Genomic DNA, 18,313 nt, shown 5'->3' with positions numbered 1-18,313 from the left:
GCTCTCCCCGTGGGCGCGTCACCGCCCGCCCGGCACATGTCGTCGAGGAGAGCGCGGTGGACCATGACTGCCCCGTCCGAAACCCCCTGGCTGCTCCACGGGGGTACGGCCGTGAGTCTGGACGGCACCGCCGGTCGACCGGTCGGCCGCGAACGGCAGTTGGACGAGGTCCATGGTCGGCTGAGCGATCCGGGCGGGCCGCGCGTGGTGCTCGTCCGCGGTGAACGAGGCGCCGGGCGGACCGAGTTCGTGCACGGAGTCGGTGAACGGTTGCGCGCGCAGGGGACGGTCGTGCTCGCCGTGGGCTGCGTACCCGGCGACGAAGTACGGCCGTTTCTGCTGGCGCTTCGGTTGGTCATGGCGCTGGAACAGCACCGTACGGCCGCGGCACACCAACGGTCGACGCGGCCGGCCACCGAGGCTCTGCGGGCGGCCGAGCAGCGTGACGGGACGGCCATGGCGGGACTGCTGCGTGCCGCTCTCGCGCAGCCCGTGCCCGTGCCCGCGTCCGCATCCGTACCCGCGTCCGTGGTCGTGGTGATGGACGACGTGCAGCATGCCGACGCCGGTTCGCTGGCCGTGCTCCGGGAGACCGACTTCGCGCGAGTGCCGCACACCGTGCGGCTGTTGGCCTCGGAAGTGGGGCGCGGCGAGCCGAGCGCGGGCGGGGCCGGTGAGGGGCGCCGGGCAACCGGGTTGGAGACCGCCGGGGGGACCCACACGGTCGTCCTGTCCCGGCTCGGACCGGAAGAGACCACCACCGTGGTGGCGCGCCGACTGCGGGCCACGCCCGACACGACGCTGGCCCGACGGGTGCGGGAGCTCACCCTCGGGGTTCCCGGTGCGGTCGACGCGCTGCTCACCGGGTGGACGCGGCAGGGCGCGATCAGGGTGGCCGACGGCCACGCCTTCGTCGGTGCGCGGAGACCGACGCCGGTGCTGTCGGACAACGACCGGTTCATGACGGCGCTGGACGCGCTGGGCGAGCCGTGCCGCACGGTGGCCGGGGCACTGAGCATCCTGTGGCCGCTCGGCGGACGGGCCGCGCGGCTGATCGCGACGTCGACCGGCCTGTCCGTGGACACGGTGAGCGACGCGCTCCGCACCCTGACCGACGCGGACATCGCGGAAGACCTCCCGGCACAGGCACAGGCACAGGCAGAGGCACCGGCACAAGCACAGGCACCGGCTCGGGCGGACACTGAGTCTCCCGTCCGCGACGACACGACCCCGCCCGGCTGGCGGTTTCGGTTGCCGCTCGTGGCGTATGCCGTTCGGGAGCGGCTGGGGCCGTTGGAGCGCAGTCGGCTGTCCGCCACCGCGGTGGAGGCGCTGTGGGCGGAGCAGGACGCGGTGAGCCGGGAGGGCGTCACTCCGTACCCGCGAAGACCGGCGGTCGTGGCCCTGCCGGACGAGGCGGACGCGGTGGCCTACCTCGCGGACCGCGTCGCGGAAGCGGGATCACTCGTCGACCTCGACCGCGCCGTCGCCGAACTGACGGCCGCCGCGCAGAGACTGCACCCCGACCCCGAGGGCAGGGGAGTGCTCCGGTGGTGCCGGGCGGCCGGCCACCTCGTCGAGCGGCCGGCCGACCGCGTCGCGGCCCTGCACCGGTACGCCGAGGCCGCCTACAACGCCGGCGACCACCGCATCGCACGGACCATCGCGGAGTCGGTCCTGCGCAACCTGGCGGACGTCCTCGGCCCCCGGGCGCTGCAGGACACCGCCAGTCTGTGCACGGCGGCGACGGCCAACGACCTGGACTGGCGGGCCCTGTCCCGGCTGGCCACGGCGCGTTGGTGGGACGAGCTGCGCCTGCCCGACCTGGCCGCCGTGACCGGCCGGGCCCTGGCCCTCGGCCAGTTGGAGAGGTGGCAGGAGGTACTGGAGCTGCTGGCGCGGACCGAGTCCGTGTGGGACACCGATGCCCAGGCCCGGGCGAAGCCCGCCTACTTCCGGGCCGTGGCGGAACTGGCACTGGGCCGGCCGGAGCGCTTCCGGGAGTCGCTGGCCTTCCCGGAGGCGTCGTACCTCGACACCGGTCACGTCCACGCGCTCGCCACCACCATGTTCGACGAACTCCTCAGCGGCCGGGACCTGCGCGCGGCCGAAGCCCTGCTGGACGCGCGGGGTCTGGCGGCCGACGTGCTGGCTCCGCGCAGCCTGTTCCTGTGGCGCCATCTCCAGGGCCGCTGGGACGAGGCGCTGGAGTCGGCCCGCTGGATGCTGGTGAACAACCAGACGAGCACCCCCGCGGCGGACAGCCATCTGGTCCCGGCGCGGACCGCCGCCATCCTGCTGGCCCGGGGCCGCCCCACCAGCGCCCGCCGCCTCCTCGACAGCGTGCGTGGCGACAGCGCGCGCGGCCACGAGGAGGGTCCGCTGGAGTACTCCCTGGACGCCGTCGAAGCGGAGTTGCTGCGAGCCCTCGGCGACCCGTCCGGCGCCGAGAAGGTACTGCGTCGCGGCCTGGACGCGGCAGCGGCCCGCGGACAGATCGCCGGCACCGACGAACTGTGGGCCGCACTCGCCGAGACACACGCGGAGGAAGGACGTACGGGTGAGGCGGCGGCCTGTCTGCGACACCTGCGACGGATCTCCGACCGCACGGGTGACGCAAGGACACGGCTGAGGTATCTGCTCGCGTCGGCCCACGTTCAGCGACAGAACGGCCGGCCCGGCCACATCGCTCCGATCGGTCAGGTCGGCGTCCGCCATGCCGGTCATGCCGGTCATGCCGGTCAGGCCAGCCAGGCCCGCCAGGTCGGTCCGGACGATTGCGGCACCGTCCACGACAACCTGCGCGAGGCAGTGGAACTGGCCCGCTCCCGCAGTCAGCCGTTCGAGACCGCGGTGACCCTCGTCGCCGCCGCGGACGCGGGCGCCGGCCCGCCCGCCCTGCTGCACGAGGCGTACGAACTGTTCGGCGAGACCGGCGCCGCACTGCCCCGCTTCCACACCAGGACCGCCATGCGCGAGGCCGGAACGACCGTCCCCGGGCGCCGGCAGGCCACCGCCGAGAACGAACAGCTGCTCGCGACCCTGATCGCCGAAGGACTCACCAACCGCCAGATCGCCACGGTGCTGCGGCTCAGCGAGGACGCGGTCGCCAACCGCCTGACCCGGTTGTTCGCCCGTACCGGACTGCGGTCCCGCACCGAAGTGGTCACCGCCGTACTCACCCACTACCGCGTCCACCGTGGCACGGCCGAGCACGGCCGAGTACGGACCGAGCAGGTACCGAACGGCGATTGTTAGCCTTGCGTGTGATCGGATACCCCATACCGGCCCGGACCTCGATGCCGGCGCGAATCTCGATACCCGCCCGGACCCCGAAACCCGCCCGGACCCCGAAACCCGCCCGGACCTCGCCACGCCGGACCCCGCGATGAACGCCGTCGCCTCCTCCCCTCTCGGCGCCGCGACCACGCTGGCCGAACTCACCCGGGACCCCCACGCACGACTGGCACGGCTCCGTGCGCACGAGCCCGTGTCCTGGCTGCCCGAACTGGACGGCTGGCTGGTGACCCGCCGGGACCTCGCGATGAGCGTGATGCGGGACGCCGAGACCTTCACGGTCGACGATCCCCGGTTCTCCACCGCGCAGGTCGTCGGGCCGAGCATGCTGTCCCTGGACGGTGACCCGCACGCCCGCCACCGTGAGCCCTTCACCGCTCCCTTCCGCCCCCGGGCGGTCCATGACGGCTTCGCCTCGTTCATCGAGGGGGAGAGCGACCGGCTCATCACCGGACTGGCCCCGGCCGGCACCGCCGACCTGCGACGCGCCTTCGCCGGTCCGCTCGCGGTCGCCGTCGTCACCGAGGCACTCGGGCTGGTCGGCACGAGTACCGCCACGGTCCTGTCCTGGTACGACTCCATCGTGGCGGCCGTCTCGGACATCACCGCGGGACAGGCGGCGGGTCCCGCCGGCACCGCGGCCTACGCGCAGCTGCGGGCGGCCGTGGAGGCCACGGTCGCCGACCGGAACGCGGCCTCGCTCCTCGTTTCCGCCGCCGGACGGCTGACCCCGGCCGAAGTGGCGTCCAACGCCGCGGTCCTGATGTTCGGCGGCATCGAGACCACCGAGGGAATGATCACCAACGCGCTGCTGCATCTGCTGAGCCACCCCGACCAGCTCGCCCTCGTCCGGGCCGACCCCGAGCTGCTGGACGGCGCGATCGAGGAGTCGCTGCGCCTCGAACCGGGCGCCGCGGTCGTGGACCGCTACGCCACCCGCGACACCGTCCTCGGCCCGGTCACCGTCCGCCGGGGCGACCTGGTCACCGTCTCCCTGGCCGGAGCCAACCGCGACCCCGAGGTCTTCCCAGACCCCGACAGGTTCGACGTCCGGCGGGAGAACGCGCGCCTCCAGCTGGCCTTCGCCCACGGCCCGCACTACTGCCTCGCCGCACATCTCGCGCGACTGGAGACCCGTATCGCTCTCCGGCACCTGCTCGGACGGCTCCCCGCCCTGCGCCTGGACCCGGTCCGCCCCACCGCCCCGTACGGCCTGGTCTTCCGCAAGCCGCTCAGCCTCCACGTCCTGTGGGACAGCCCGGTCTGACCGCCCGCCACTCCGACCGACCGTCACTCCGGCGCACCCAGGCCGAGTTCGCCAAGGACCCGCACGGGAAGGACCTGCGCTCTTCTACGCGTACTTCCACCGGGTCGGCTCCGAGGACCGGAGCGCCCTGCACGAGGAACCTCTGCGTGAGGAACCCCTCTCCCGACACCACCGGGAACGCGGCCTCACCGGCGGCCCGGGGCCCCCGCGCGCAGCCCGTCCATGACGAAGTCCAGGAGGCGGGCCGCGCGCGACTGCCAGTCCCCGTGCGGGTCGAGCTGCCAGAGGCCGGCGATGGCGAGGAAGAAGTCGTCCGCGCTCACGCCGGGCCGGATGGTGCCCGCCTCCTCGTTGGCGCGGAGCAACAGTTCCGCCGCGGACGCCACCGGAGTGGGTTCCGGCTTCGCCGGGCTGCCCGGGGCGCTGGTGGCCTGCCGGATCGCGTCCGCCAGCCCCGCCTTGGTCATGGCGAACCGGGCGAGGTGGTCCATCCACTCGCGCAGCGCCCGCTCCGGCTCATGGGCGTGGAGCAGCTCGCACGCCGCGTCGGCGACCTGCTGCATCTCGTGGCGGTAGATCTCCAGGACGAGCGCCTCGCGGTTGGGGAAGTTGCGGTAGAACGTGCCCTGCCCGACACCCGCCTTCTTGGCGATGACGCTGAGCGGGGCGTCCGCGCAGAGCGTCAGCTCGGCCACGGCCACTTCGAGGATGCGCTCGCGGTTCCGCTGCGCGTCCGAGCGCAGAGGTGCGTCCTTCTTGTGCCGCACGCGTCCTCCTCGCGGGTTCGTGGCCGAATCCCGTCCTTGCTAAGCGGACAGGTGTCCACTACGTTTTCTTGTGAGCGGACAGTTGTCCGGTTAGGTACACCTTACCGGCGAGCCGTCCTGCCTGGACAGATGGCGGTGGCCGGCCGCGGTCCTGCCTGCTTGCATCATGCACGCTTCCGGCCCGCCACCGTTGCACGGGGCGTCATCCCCCACCAGACACCACTCCCGGTCCCTATTCCGACGACTCTTCGCGTCTCCTACGTCTATAGCGTTTTTCCGTTCTCTCTGCCTGCCGGACCGTCCTCGTCGGACGAACCGGGAATGTGAAAGAAGGCTGATCATGGCCACAGCGCCCCCGTCGACGTACAGCGCCGTCACGTTGAACATCAACGGCGAGAAGCACACCCTGACCGTCGACCACCGCACCACCCTGCTCGACGCCCTGCGTGAACGCCTCGATATGACCGGCACCAAAAAGGGCTGTGACCAGGGGCAATGCGGGGCGTGTACCGTCCTGGTCGACAAACGCCGGGCCGTCGCCTGCCTGCAACTGGCGGTGGCGGCCGAAGGCCGGGAGATCACCACCATCGAGGGCGTCGCCGAGGGCGATCAGCTGCACGCCGTGCAGCAGGCGTTCCTCGACCTCGACGGATACCAGTGCGGCTACTGCACACCTGGACAGATCTGTTCGGCCGTCGCGGTCATCGAGGAGCACGCGGCCGGCTGGCCGAGCGCCGTCACCGACGACGTACGCCCCGAAGCGGGACCGCCGCCCCTGACCCCCGACGAGATACGCGAGCGCATGAGCGGCAACCTGTGCCGCTGCGGCGCGTACGTGTCGATCGTGCAGGCGGTCGCCCGCGCGGCCGAGGCGGATGCCGACGCGCGAGCCGCCCAGGCCGCGCAGGGCACCGAGCGCGAAGGGGCAGCGGCATGAAGGAGTTCGGATATCAGCGCGCGGTCGACGTCTCCGGCGCCCTCGCGCTGCTCGACGCCGACCCGGACGCCCGGTTCCTCGGCGGCGGCACCAACCTCGTCGACCTGATGAAGACCGGCGTCGAGCGGCCCGGCCGGCTCGTCGACGTACGCGAGCTCCCGCTGGACCGCATCGAGTCGACCGAGGACGGCGGACTGCGCATCGGCGCGACCGTCACCAACAGCGACCTCGCCGCGCACCCCGACGTGCGCCGCCGCTACCCGGCCCTGACGCAGGCGGTCCTCGCCGGCGCCTCCGGGCAACTGCGCAACATGGCGACCGTCGGCGGGAACCTGCTGCAGCGCACCCGCTGCGGCTACTTCACCGACGTGACCAAGCCGTGCAACAAGCGCGACCCCGGCAGCGGCTGCCCCGCCATCGAGGGCGAGCACCACAACCACGCCATCCTCGGCGCCTCCGACCACTGTGTGGCCACCCACCCCTCGGACCTCGGCGTGGCGCTGGCCGCCTTCGACGCCGTCGTCACCTACGAGACGGCCGACGGGCCGGGCGAGCTGCCCCTCACCGACTTCTACCTGCCGGTGGGCGACACCCCGCACCTGGAGACCGCCCTGCCGCCGGGGGCACTGATCACCGGCGTCGTCCTGCCGCCCGCCCCGGTCGCCGCCAACTCCCGCTACCGCAAGGTGCGCGAGCGGGCCTCGTACGCCTTCGCGATCGGCTCGATCGCCGCCGCGCTCGACGTGCGGGACGGTGTCGTGCACGAGGTGCGCCTCGCCTTCGGGGCCGTCGCGTCCCGGCCCTGGCGGGCCCGTGCGGCCGAAGCGGCCCTGACCGGCGGACCGGTCGACGCCGCCGCCTTCGCCGCCGCGGCCGACGCGGAACTGGCGGCCGCCCGGCCGCTGCCGCACAACGGATACAAGGTGACACTCATGCGCAACCTCGTCGTCGCCGTGCTGAGCGAACTCGCCGAGGAGGCCGCCCGATGACCACCACCACGACCGGAATCAGGGCGGTACCGGCCGTCGGCACCGCGCACACCCGTGTGGAGGGCCGCGACAAGGTCACCGGAGCGGCCCGCTACGCGGCCGAGATCCCCTTCACCGAACTGGCCCACGGATGGCTGGTGCTCTCCACGGTCACCCGTGGCCGCGTCAGCTCGGTGGACGACGCTCCGGTCCTGGACATGCCGGGCGTCCTCGCCGTTCTGCACCACGGGAACGCCCCGCGCGTCGACACGGACTACGTAGGCATGCTCGGCATGCCGCCGGACCCGACCATCGCCGTCTTCCAGCACGACCGGGTGCCGCACGCGGGCTGGCCGGTGGCGCTGGTCGTCGCCGAGACCTCCGAGCAGGCCAGGGAGGCCGCCGAGGCGCTGGTGGTGCACTACGAGGAGGAGGCGCACGACGTCACCTTCGCCGGGGAGCACCCCGACGCGTACTCGATACCCGGCCCCGGCGGGCCGGCGGTGACGGAGAAGGGCGACCTCGAAACCGAACTGGCCTCGTCCGCCGTCGTCCTGGACGCCGTGTACACCACACCCGAAGAGCACCACAACTCGATGGAGCCCCACGCGGCGACGGCCCTGTGGGACGGCGGCCGGCTTGAGGTCGTGGACTCCAACCAGGGCACGATCTGGGTCGCGGCCGAACTCGCCAGCCTCTTCTCGCTCGACCCGGCCTCGGTGCACGTGCGCTCCGAGCACGTCGGCGGCGGCTTCGGCAGCAAGGGCGTCCGCGCCCACCAAGTCGCCGCGGTGATGGCCGCGACCGTCCTGTCCCGCCCCGTCCGGGTCGTCATGACCCGCCGTCAGATGTTCTCGCTCGCCGGCTACCGCAGCCCCACGACCCAGCGGGTCCGGCTCGGCGCCGACGCCGAGGGACGGCTGCGCGCGCTGGAGCACAGCTGCCTGAGCCTGACCTCGACCGTGTACGAGTTCATCGAGTCGGGTGCCGGCGTGGCCCGCGTGATGTACGACGCCCCCGCCCACCACACCGCCAACCGCGTCGTACGGCTCGACGTGCCGAGCCCGACGTTCATGCGCGCTCCCGGCGAGGCGCCCGGCTCGTTCGCGCTGGAGTCGGCCCTCGACGAACTCGCCGAGAAGCTCGGCATCGACCCGATCGAGCTGCGCACGCGCAACGAGCCCGCGGTGGGCCCGGTCTCCGGACTGCCGTTCAGCACCCGCAACCTCCCCGCCTGCTTCGAGGAGGGCGCCCGCCGGTTCGGCTGGGCCGACCGGGACCCGCGTCCGGGTGTGCGCCGGGAAGGGCGCTGGCTGATCGGCACCGGCACGGCGGCTGCCTCCTTCTTCGTGGGAGCGATGCCGTCCACGGCCGCCGCGACCGCGGAGGCCGACGGCACCTTCACCGTGCGGGTCAACGCCGCGGACATCGGAACGGGAGCCCGGACCGCGCTCACCCTGATCGCCGCCGATGCCCTTGAGGTGCCGACCGACCGGGTACACGTGCGGATCGGCGACAGCGACTTCGGTCCGGCGATGATCGCCGGCGGCTCCATGGGCACCCGGTCCTGGGCCTGGGCGGTCACGGCCGCGGCCGGGGAACTGCGGGAGCGGCTCGCCCTGAGCGACGGCATCCCGCCGGAGGGCATCACGGTACGGTCGGACACCACCGCCGCCGTCGGGGCCCTCGCGCAGAAGGAACGTCACTCGTTCGGGGCGCAGTTCGCCGAGGTCGCCGTGGACGTGAGCACCGGAGAAGTGCGCGTGCGCCGGATGCTCGGCATGTTCGCCGCGGGGCGCATCATCAACCCGCTCACGGCCCGCGGTCAGTTCACCGGCGGGATGATCTGGGGCATCTCCATGGCCCTGCACGAGGAGGCGGTCAGGGACCGGAACACCGGCGCCCTGTACGGTGCCGACCTCGCGGGCTATCACGTCGCCTCGAACGCCGACGTACCGCTCGTCGAGGCGGACTGGGTGGACGACCCGGACCCGGACGACCCGGTCGGGATCAAGGGCATCGGCGAGATCGGCATCGTGGGGGCCGCGGCGGCGATCGCCAACGCCGTCTGGCACGCGACGGGGGTGCGCCACCGCGACCTGCCCATCCGGCCGGACCGCGTCATCACGGCGGGCCCGCATGTTTGACATCGCCGACGAGTTGGCCCGCTGGGTCGAGGAGGGCCGTGAGTTCGCCGTGGCCACCGTGGTGGCCGTCGGCGGCAGCGCACCGCGCGGTCCCGGCGCGGCCCTCGCCGTCGACAGCGGGGGCACGGTCATCGGCTCGGTCTCCGGCGGCTGCGTGGAAGGAGCGGTGTACGACCTGTGCGTACAGGCGCTCCAGGACGGCGAGAGCGTCCTCGAACGGTTCGGCTACAGCGACGAGGACGCCTTCGCGGTCGGTCTGACCTGCGGCGGGGTGCTCGACATCATGATCACCCCGGTCGCGGCACAGGCGCCGGTCCGTGAGGTGTTCCGCTCGGCGCTGTCGGCCGTCGCCTCGGGCGAACCCAGGGCGCTCGCCCGGGTCGTCCGGGGCCCGGCCGAACTCCTCGGCAGTGCCCTGCTGGTGCACCCCGACGGCTCGTACGAGGGGTCGTACGGCCATGGCTCCGCGGAGCTGGACCGGACGGCGGCGGCCGAGGCGCGGGCGATGCTGGACGGCGGACGCACCGGCACCCTCGACCTCTCGGAGGACGGCAGCAACTGCCCCGGCGGGCTCACCCTGCTCGTCGAGTCGAACGTACCGCCGCCGCGCATGATCGTGTTCGGTGCGATCGACTTCGCTGCGGCGCTCGTGCGGGCCGGAAAGTTCCTCGGCTATCACGTGACGGTGTGTGACGCCCGTCCCGTGTTCGCCACCCGGGCCCGCTTCCCCGAGGCCGACGACCTGGTCGTCGACTGGCCGCACCGCTATCTGCGGGGCACCGCCACCGACGGGCGCACGGTGCTGTGCGTGCTCACCCACGACGCCAAGTTCGACATCCCGCTGCTGGAGCAGGCACTGCGGCTGCCGGTCGCGTTCGTCGGGGCGATGGGCTCGCGCCGCACCCACGCGGACCGTGACCGGCGGCTGCGGGAAGTCGGCCTGACCGAGGCGGAGTTGGCGCGACTGCGGTCGCCGATCGGCCTCGACCTCGGCGCCCGTACGCCCGAGGAGACCGCCCTGTCCATCGCGGCCGAGATCGTCGCGGCCCGACGCGGCGGAACGGGGGCGCCCCTCACCGGGACGCGCGCCCCGATCCACCGCGACGGCGGAGCGCGGGACGCGACGGACGCCGCGGAGGCGGCCTGAAGGCCAGGAACCGGGCCCGGCCGTCGATCACGACGGCCGGGCCCGGTTCCGGTTCAGGACACGTCAGACGCGGTCGGCCACGATGAGCAGGTACTGGAAACTGCCGTTCCTGTAAGCGTCCAGGAACGTTTTTTCGATGCCGGTGACCAGATGACCGGCCTGCTGCCGCAGCTCCCAGTAGGGAATGGTGTCGGCGGTCAGGTCCTGGACATGGACGGGTACGAGCCGGTTGCGGGCCATCGCGCGGAAGTACTCCGAGCGCGGGTGGATGTCGCAGATGTAGTGGGCGTTGATGAGCGACACCTCACGGGAGGCCCGCCCGTAGGCGTCGTTGTAGCAACCCGTGATCGTCACATAGCGGCCCCCGCGGCGCAGCAGCCGGGCGTGCTCGGCGAAGAGCAGGTCCAACTCCACGTACATGGTGGACTCGTTGTTCCAGGAGGCCGCGTACGCGCCGGTCTCCAGGCCGGTGTCGAGCATGTTCCGGTGGTGGTAGCGCACCTTGTCGTCGATGCCCCGCTTGCGGGCCTGCTCGTTGGCGAAGTCGGCCTGTTTCCGGGAGATCGTCACCCCGTCGGCGTGGCAGCCGTACCGCAGATGGGCCACCACGCTGCCGCCGCCGCGCCCGCAGCCGGCGTCGAAGACGCGGTCGGTGGGGGAGAGGTCGCCGCCGAGTTGGGAGGCCAGCAGTTCGGCCTGGGCCTGTTCCAGCCGGTGCAGTTCGGCGGTGATCCGGTCGGGGCCCGAGCCGGGGCCCTCGTCGAGCACGGACCGGTCGACGGCCCCGATGCCGTAGTGATGGTGGTACAGGTCGTCGATCTTCCCCAGTTCGAGGTTGACCGGGTTCTCCTCGGCGTTCCAGTAGTCCGCGACGCGGGTCTGGTACGTGGACTGGCTCGGCACCGATGCGGCGGCGGTCTCGGCGTTGGTGATGGTCAAGTGGGCACTCCTCGTGGCGTGGTGGTGATGGGCGGGGACGGCGGGCGTCACCAGTAGTTGGGCAGGTGGTAGCGGTGGGAGTTGGTGGCGTGCCATTCGTGGTTTCCGGACACCCACGCGGCCAGGCCCTCGGCGTAGCGCGCGACGAGGGGGGAGGTGGCGGACAGGACCGCCGACTCCTCCTCGAACGCTTCCATGATCTCGTTGTGGATCTCGACGGCCCGCAGATAGGCGGCCTTCAGCCCGCACCGCTCGTTGGCGGCGACGACCTGGGGCAGGTTCAGATGGGTGGGGTCGGAGGCCAGTTCCTTGGTGAAGGAGTACAGGTCGTTGACGATCGTGGTGGCGTTGCAGGCGAGCGCGGTGATCCGCTGGATCTCGGACCGGGCGTACAGGGCCGCGGGCAGTTCGTAGCCGTCGACGGCGTCGACGATCGACAGACAGGGCCGGAAGTTGTTGAACTGCCGCATCACCAGGTACTCCCAGACCTGCGGCACGTACCGGATCTCGGACCAGGCGGCCTCCGCGAGATAGCCCATGTGCAGCCGGGCCAGGTCGTGCACGATCCGGTCGCTCTGGCTGGGTGTGGCGAGTTCGCGGTAGTCCCGCAGGGCGTGGTGGTACGAGCGCAGCGGCCCGTCGGCCTCCATGCCGCGGCGCCACTCCTCCTCCAGCTCGGGAGTGCCGTGGTACGGGTCGAGCGCCGACTGGGCGATGACCAGCCGCCCGCCCAGCCCGCGGGCCGCTCCGCCCCTGCCCTCGACCTCCTCGCAGTAGCAGTCGTCGACGACGTTCTCGGCGAGCAGCAGCTTCCCGGCCGCCGTGAGGTGGTCGAGGCTGATCGCGCCGGGGTGCTGGAGCACGACGGCGCGGCCGCACTGGAAACCCGAGAAGTCTCCCGTCCAGCTCTGGGGGAACAGGTCCAGCGCACGGGCCCAGGCCTCCAGCCTGCGGTCGATCTCCGCGGCCTTCTCCGGGTCCGCGGGCACGGCGGGCCGGTATCGCAGCCCGGGTACCGTGCCACCGCGACGGCTGGTGGTGGCGCTTGCGAGATTCGGCGGCCCGGGCAGTCGTGGAGCCGCGTGGGGTACGGGCGGGGCGCTCACTCCGCGGTCCGCCCGACCTGGACGTTCTCCAGGATTCCCGCCGCGTCGGGAACGAGGATCGCCATCGAGTAGTAGGCGGTGACCAGATAGTTCATGATCGCGGTGGTGTCGATGTTCATGAACCTGACGTTGAGGCCCGGCTGGTACTCCTCGGGAATGCCGGTCTGGTACAGGCCGACCACGCCCTGGTCGGCCTCTCCGGTGCGCAGGGCGATGACACTGCTCGTGTGCTGCCGGCTGATCGGGATCTTGCCGCAGGGCAGGAATGGGACACCGCGCCACGCCGGCACTTCATGACCTTCGATGGTGGTGGTGCCGGGCACGAGACCGCGTCGGTTGCACTGCCGGAAGAAGGCGGCGATCGCCTTCGGGTGGGCCAGGAACACCCGTGTCTTGCGGCGCATCGACAGCAGTTCGTCGAGGTCGTCGGGGGTCGGCGGGCCGGAGAAGGTGCTGACGCGCTGGGCGTGGTCGATGTTGTGCAGCAGGCCGAACTCGCGGTTGTTGACCAGCTCCCACTCCTGGCGCTCGCGAATCTCCTCGATGGCCAGGCGCAGTTGCTGCTCGGTCTGGTCCATCGGACTGTTGTAGAGGTCCGCGACACGGGTGTGGACGCGCAGGACCGTCTGGGTGAGCGACAGCTCGTACTCGCGCGGGGAGAGGTCGTAGTCGACGAAACCACCGGTGAGGGTCGGCTCGCCCGCGTGTCCCGCCTGCATGGGGACGTCGGCCTCGCCCTTGCGGTTCATGGGCTTGCTCTGCCGCTCGGCGAACGCGGCCAGTTGTGCGGCGAGGGAGGGGGTGCGCTCCACGAACTGTTCGAGGCTGTCCCAGTTGAGTGTCAGCACCACGCCCGCGGTGTCGGCCCGTACCGAGTGGTGCCAGCGCGGATCCTCCTGGCCGATGGCCTCGTCGCCCAGCTGGGCGCCGTCCGTGACGACCCCGGTGACCTCCTCCTCGCCGTACTTGCCGGGGGTGTAGCGGGTGAACCGGCCGTGGACGACGAGATACGCCTCCGTGACGGGCTGCCCGGCGTCGAAGAGGACCTGGCCGGCGCGGACCTCCCGCACGCGGAAACGTGCGGCGATCTCCTGCAGGGCCGCCGTGTCGGAGTAGCCGCGCAGGGCGGGCAGTTCGGTGAGTGTCTCGGGGATGACCTTGATGTCGTCGGCGCCGTTGTGGTCGAACTGCACCCGGCCCCGGCCGACGCGGAGCTGTAGCCGCCGGTTGACCCGGTAGGTGCCGCCCTTGACGTCCACCCACGGCAGCATCTTGAGCAGCCACCGCGAGGTGATGGCCTGCATCTGCGGTGCGGTCTTGGTGGTGGTGGTGAGCTGACGCGCGGCCCGGGTGCCGAGACTGGTGAAGGGTGCTTCGGCGTCGGGCGGGCCGACGGCGCTGTCGGGGGGACTTTCCGGGGCGGTCACATGTCCTCCGGGTACGTGATGCGAACAGGCGGGCGGTGCTGGGCGGACGCGGGGCGGCTGTCGGACGCGGGTGCACGGGGGCGGTGGAGGTCGGGGCGACGGCTGTGGGGCTGTGGGGCTGTGCGGACGACTGGGCAGCGCGGGCTGCGTGTAAAGCCAAACAGCCACGGGGGCGGCCGGGAACCGCGTGAAAGGGGCGTGTTCGCGCCCCGGACGTGGCGCGCGGTATCGCGAGGCACACCGACGACGCCGACGCGCTCCCGCGCCGGTCACGACCCCCGTGCGACCGGCGCGAGGGGCGTACGAGCGGCTCGGACCTCGGGACCGGCACGCCCCTGGACCCGCCTGTTCGCCTGCGGTTCCGGGCCGGGCAGGAGCGGTTTTCGGGCGTGTGATCGAGCCCGGGTCTTGCCCGGGTCGTGGAAAGGCGGCACACTGGTACCGAACGAATGGTCGGTAGGGGAGCTGGTATCGATGACCACGACACACTCCGCCGGGACGTCCCTCCCGGACCCGGAGCCGTTGTTGCAGGAGCACTTCGACGCGACGATCGCGCGGGACCAGCGGATCGAGCCCCGCGACTGGATGCCCGACGGCTATCGCAGGACGCTCGTCCGGCAGATCGCGCAGCACGCGCACTCGGAGATCATCGGAATGCAGCCCGAGGGCGAGTGGATCACCCGCGCCCCGTCGCTGCGCCGCAAGGCCATCCTGTTCGCCAAGGTCCAGGACGAGGCGGGCCACGGGCTGTACCTGTACTCGGCCGCCGAGACGCTCGGCGCCGACCGCGCGGACCTGACCGAGCGGCTGATCGAGGGACGCCAGAAGTACTCGTCGATCTTCAACTACCCGACCCCGACGTTCGCCGACGTCGGCGTCATCGGCTGGTTCGTCGACGGCGCGGCGATCTGCAACCAGGTCCCGCTGTGCAGGAGTTCGTACGGGCCCTACGCGCGCGCGATGGTGCGGATCTGCAAGGAGGAGTCCTTCCACCAGCGGCAGGGCTACGAGCTGCTGCTGACCATGATGCGCGGCACCGAGGCCCAGCGGGACATGGTCCAGGACTCCGTGAACCGCTGGTGGTGGCCCTCGCTCATGATGTTCGGCCCGCCCGACGGCGACTCGCCCAACTCCGCGGCCTCCATGGCCTGGAAGATCAAGCGGCACACCAACGACGAACTGCGTCAGCGCTTCGTCGACATGACCGTCCCGCAGGCCGAGAAGCTCGGCGTGACCCTCCCCGACCCGGAGCTGCGCTGGAACGCGGAGCGCGGCCGTCACGACTTCGGCACCCCGGACTGGTCCGAGCTGAAGCGGGTCATCGGCGGCGACGGCCCCTGCAACGCCGAGCGGGTGCGGCGGCGCAGGTCCGCCCACGAGGACGGCGCCTGGGTACGGGAGGCGGCCACGGCCCACGCGGCCAAGCGGGCACGGCGCGCGCGTGCGCAGGAAGGGGCGACCGCATGAGCGACTCCACCCCGGACGCGACGGCGGAGACCGCCAGGGGCGACTGGCCGCTGTACGAGGTCTTCGTGCGCGGCAAGCGCGGGCTGAACCACGTCCACGTGGGCTCCCTGCACGCGGCCGACGACACGATGGCCCTCACCCACGCGCGCGACCTCTACACCCGCCGCAACGAGGGCGTCTCGATCTGGGTGGTGCGCTCCGAGCACATCGCCGCCTCCACCCGCGACGAGAAGGACCCGTTCTTCGCGCCGAGCGCCGACAAGGTCTACCGCCACCCGACCTTCTACGACATCCCCGACGACGTCCCGCACATCTGAGGAGCAGGGCATGAGCGACGACCATGTCTATCTGTCCCTCGTCGAGGGACACGAGGACGACACCCGCTGGGCGTACGGCACCGGCTTCGAGGACCCGCTGCACGGGGTGGACACCACCGTGCTCGAAGGCGTCGCCGCCGACCTGCTGGCCGCGGACTGCGTGGCCCTCGCCGACGACGCCCTGGTGAGCGCCCAGCGGCTCGCCGAGTGGACCACCCGTGCCCCCGAGCTGGAGGAGGAGGTCGCCCTCGCCAACATCGGCCTCGACCTCCTCGGCCAGGCCCGCCTGCTCTACGCCCGCGCGGGCCAGGTCGACGGCACCGGGCGCGGCGAGGACGCGTACGCCTACTTCCGGGACGCGGACGACTTCAGGAACGTCCGGCTGGCCGAACTGCCGGGCGGCGACTTCGCGTTCTCGGTCGTCCGGCTGCTGGTGCTGTCCAGCTGGCGGCTCGCCCACTTCGAGGAGCTGTCGTCGCATCCCGACCCCGTCCTGTCGGCCGTCGCGGCGAAGGGCGTCAAGGAACTGACGTACCACCGGCAGTACGCGGCCGAGTGGGTCGTGCGCCTCGGCGACGGCACGGACGAGTCGCACCGCCGCACCCGGAAGGCGATGGAGCAGATCGCCCCGTACTTCGGTGAGCTGTTCACGGCGTACGACGTACGGGACGAGGTGGTCGCCGTCCTGCGGCAGGTCACCGAGGCGGCCGGGCTCCCCATGCCGGTGTACCGCCCGCTGCCCGGCGCGGGCAGGGCAGGGGAGCACACCGACCATCTCGCGCCGCTGCTGGCCGAGCTGCAGAGTGTGGCCCGCGCCCACCCGGGGGCGACATGGTGACCGCGGTGCAGAACGCGCAGCGCGCCTGGCACATCGCCGAACAGGTGCCGGACCCCGAACTGCCCATGCTCACGCTGGCCGACCTCGGCGTCCTGCGCGGGGTCGAGGTGGCCGGGGACGGCACCGTGGTCGCGCGGCTGACACCCACCTACTCGGGCTGCCCCGCGATGGCCGAGATGCGCGCGGACGTGGCGGCCCGGCTGCGCGGCGCGGGGTACGCGCGCGTGGAGATCCGTACGGTCCTGGATCCGCCGTGGACCAGCGACTGGATCACCCCCGAGGGCCGCCGCAAGCTCGTCGAGCACGGGATCGCACCGCCGGGAGCGGCCCCCCGGCGCGCCGCCGGTCCGGTGCCGCTCGTGCTGACCCCCGTCCGCCGCGCGGTGGCCTGCCCGCGGTGCGGCACGGCGGACACCGAGGAGACGTCCCGCTTCTCGGCCACGTCCTGCAAGGCGCTCTACCGCTGCCGCGCCTGCCGCGAACCGTTCGAGTACGTCAAGGAGATCTGATGGAAGGCCTGAGGCAAGAGCCGGCGGGAGACACCACGGACGCGGCGGCCCCGGCCCCGGCACCGGTCGCGACGGCTCCCGCCCCCGCGCCGGCGGTGCCTCCCCGTGTCCGCCGCCGCCCCGCCTTCCACTCCCTGCGCGTCGCCGCCGTACAGCCGCTCTGCGAGGACGCGGCGGCCGTGAGCTTCGTGATCCCGGCGGAGCTGGCGGCGGAGTTCGCCTTCGCGCCCGGTCAGTCGCTGACGCTGCGGCGCGTGGTCGACGGGCGGGACGAGCGGCGTTCGTACTCGATCTGTTCGCCGGCCGGTGCGGTGCCGCGCATCGGGGTGCGTGTGGTGCCGGGCGGTCTGTTCTCGGCCTGGCTCGTGCGAGAGGTACGCCCCGGCGACACGGTCGAAGTGATGGCCCCCACCGGCACGTTCACGCCCGACCTCGCCGCGCCGGGCCACCACGTGCTGGTCGCGGCCGGTTCCGGTGTCACGCCGATGCTGTCCATCGCCGAGTCCGTCCTGGCGGCCCACCCGCGCTCGACGGTCACCCTCTTCTACGGCAACCGCCGCACGGACACGGTGATGTTCGCCGACGAGCTGGCGGATCTGAAGGACCTGTATCCGGCGCGGTTCCAGCTCGCGCATGTGCTGTCCCGTGAGCCCCGCGAGGCCGAGGTGCTGTCCGGCCGCCTCGACGCGGAGCGGCTCTCGGCGCTGGTCGGTTCGCTGGTCGATGTGGCGTCGGCGGACCACTGGTGGCTGTGCGGGCCGCACGGCATGGTCGTCGACGCCCAGCGGGTCCTGACCGGCCTCGGTGTGCCCGGCGACCGTGTCCACCGGGAGCTGTTCTACGCCGACGACGAGCCCGTGCGGGAGGTGCGTCACGAGGAGGCGGCCGTGGAGGGGCCTGTCAGCCAGGTCACCGTCACGCTCGACGGCCGCTCCACCACCTCGGCCCTGGTCAGGGACCGGAGCATCCTGGAGGGCGCCCAGCGGACCCGTCCCGACCTGCCCTTCGCCTGCAAGGGTGGCGTCTGCGGCACCTGCCGTGCGCTGATCACCGACGGTAAGGCCGACATGCGCCGCAACTTCGCCCTGGAGGACGCCGAGGTCGACGCGGGCTACGTACTGACCTGCCAGTCGTACCCGGTCTCCGAAACCGTGACCGTGGACTACGACAGCTGAGGTGG

At 72.3% G+C, this 18,313-nt stretch carries 15 protein-coding genes; 11 read left to right on the top strand and 4 right to left on the bottom strand.

The genetic code is table 11. The features are described from left to right. The first annotated feature begins 63 nt into the window (after window positions 1-63). Together ACH4DZ_RS42650 and ACH4DZ_RS42645 are read left to right on the top strand one after the other, a co-directional pair. Window positions 64-3,258, top strand: a complete 3,195-nt coding sequence (locus ACH4DZ_RS42650; RefSeq protein ID WP_398294902.1) for an AAA family ATPase — start codon at window positions 64-66, stop codon at window positions 3,256-3,258. 130 nt (window positions 3,259-3,388) lie between these two features. Beyond that, a complete protein-coding gene (locus tag ACH4DZ_RS42645) occupies window positions 3,389-4,564 on the top strand; it encodes a cytochrome P450 (RefSeq protein WP_398294901.1) in 1,176 nt (391 codons plus the stop codon). Window positions 4,565-4,749: 185 nt separating this feature from the next. Here the strand turns inward: ACH4DZ_RS42645 and ACH4DZ_RS42640 are convergent, their stop codons facing one another. After that, complete coding sequence (locus ACH4DZ_RS42640; protein WP_398294899.1) at window positions 4,750-5,331, bottom strand: TetR/AcrR family transcriptional regulator; 582 nt, start codon at window positions 5,329-5,331, stop codon at window positions 4,750-4,752. Between the two features lie 340 nt (window positions 5,332-5,671). Between ACH4DZ_RS42640 and ACH4DZ_RS42635 the strand changes: the two genes are divergently transcribed. The 4 genes from ACH4DZ_RS42635 to ACH4DZ_RS42620 are packed head-to-tail and all read left to right on the top strand — an operon-like array spanning window position 5,672 to window position 10,530. After that, complete coding sequence (locus ACH4DZ_RS42635; RefSeq protein ID WP_398294897.1) at window positions 5,672-6,268, top strand: 2Fe-2S iron-sulfur cluster-binding protein; 597 nt, start codon at window positions 5,672-5,674, stop codon at window positions 6,266-6,268. Further along, the gene (locus ACH4DZ_RS42630; RefSeq protein WP_398294895.1) at window positions 6,265-7,257 is read left to right on the top strand and encodes an FAD binding domain-containing protein; all 993 of its coding nucleotides are present in this window, start codon (window positions 6,265-6,267) and stop codon (window positions 7,255-7,257) included. Before ACH4DZ_RS42635 ends, ACH4DZ_RS42630 begins: the two co-directional genes overlap by 4 nt. Then, complete coding sequence (locus tag ACH4DZ_RS42625; protein WP_398294893.1) at window positions 7,254-9,383, top strand: xanthine dehydrogenase family protein molybdopterin-binding subunit; 2,130 nt, start codon at window positions 7,254-7,256, stop codon at window positions 9,381-9,383. Before ACH4DZ_RS42630 ends, ACH4DZ_RS42625 begins: the two co-directional genes overlap by 4 nt. Beyond that, complete coding sequence (locus ACH4DZ_RS42620) at window positions 9,376-10,530, top strand: XdhC family protein (RefSeq protein ID WP_398294891.1); 1,155 nt, start codon at window positions 9,376-9,378, stop codon at window positions 10,528-10,530. The genes ACH4DZ_RS42625 and ACH4DZ_RS42620 overlap by 8 nt, the downstream gene beginning before the upstream one ends. A gap of 63 nt (window positions 10,531-10,593) precedes the next feature. Here the strand turns inward: ACH4DZ_RS42620 and ACH4DZ_RS42615 are convergent, their stop codons facing one another. The 3 genes from ACH4DZ_RS42615 to ACH4DZ_RS42605 are packed head-to-tail and all read right to left on the bottom strand — an operon-like array spanning window position 10,594 to window position 14,002. Then, window positions 10,594-11,469: a geranyl diphosphate 2-C-methyltransferase gene (locus ACH4DZ_RS42615; RefSeq protein ID WP_398294890.1), complete on the bottom strand. Its 876-nt coding sequence runs from the start codon at window positions 11,467-11,469 to the stop codon at window positions 10,594-10,596. Between the two features lie 47 nt (window positions 11,470-11,516). Next, window positions 11,517-12,575 carry a family 2 encapsulin nanocompartment cargo protein terpene cyclase gene (locus ACH4DZ_RS42610; protein WP_398294888.1) on the bottom strand — a complete coding sequence of 353 codons (1,059 nt, stop codon included), beginning with the start codon at window positions 12,573-12,575 and terminating at the stop codon, window positions 11,517-11,519. Further along, on the bottom strand, window positions 12,572-14,002 hold the full coding sequence (locus tag ACH4DZ_RS42605) for a family 2B encapsulin nanocompartment shell protein (protein ID WP_398294886.1): 1,431 nt from the start codon (window positions 14,000-14,002) through the stop codon (window positions 12,572-12,574). Before ACH4DZ_RS42605 ends, ACH4DZ_RS42610 begins: the two co-directional genes overlap by 4 nt. Window positions 14,003-14,476: 474 nt before the next feature. On the opposite strand from ACH4DZ_RS42605, the gene paaA reads away from it, so the two are divergent. Genes paaA through paaE form a run of 5 tightly spaced genes read left to right on the top strand, consistent with a single transcriptional unit; the run spans window position 14,477 to window position 18,308 of the window. Then, window positions 14,477-15,469, top strand: coding sequence for a 1,2-phenylacetyl-CoA epoxidase subunit PaaA (gene paaA, locus ACH4DZ_RS42600; RefSeq protein WP_398294884.1), 993 nt, complete (start codon window positions 14,477-14,479; stop codon window positions 15,467-15,469). Next, window positions 15,466-15,786, top strand: a complete 321-nt coding sequence (paaB, locus tag ACH4DZ_RS42595) for a 1,2-phenylacetyl-CoA epoxidase subunit PaaB (protein ID WP_398294882.1) — start codon at window positions 15,466-15,468, stop codon at window positions 15,784-15,786. The genes paaA and paaB overlap by 4 nt, the downstream gene beginning before the upstream one ends. Before the next feature lie 10 nt (window positions 15,787-15,796). Then, a complete protein-coding gene (paaC, locus tag ACH4DZ_RS42590; protein WP_398294880.1) occupies window positions 15,797-16,624 on the top strand; it encodes a 1,2-phenylacetyl-CoA epoxidase subunit PaaC in 828 nt (275 codons plus the stop codon). Continuing rightward, complete coding sequence (gene paaD, locus ACH4DZ_RS42585; protein ID WP_398294878.1) at window positions 16,618-17,133, top strand: 1,2-phenylacetyl-CoA epoxidase subunit PaaD; 516 nt, start codon at window positions 16,618-16,620, stop codon at window positions 17,131-17,133. The genes paaC and paaD overlap by 7 nt, the downstream gene beginning before the upstream one ends. Then, window positions 17,133-18,308 carry a 1,2-phenylacetyl-CoA epoxidase subunit PaaE gene (gene paaE, locus ACH4DZ_RS42580; protein ID WP_398294876.1) on the top strand — a complete coding sequence of 392 codons (1,176 nt, stop codon included), beginning with the start codon at window positions 17,133-17,135 and terminating at the stop codon, window positions 18,306-18,308. Before paaD ends, paaE begins: the two co-directional genes overlap by 1 nt. Window positions 18,309-18,313 lie beyond the last annotated feature (5 nt).

The organism is Streptomyces sp. NPDC017991, assembly GCF_044328075.1.
GTDB lineage: Bacteria > Actinomycetota > Actinomycetes > Streptomycetales > Streptomycetaceae > Streptomyces.
The sequence above is the reverse complement of the archived record's forward strand: the minus strand, read 5'-3'. Positions and strand labels throughout refer to the sequence as shown.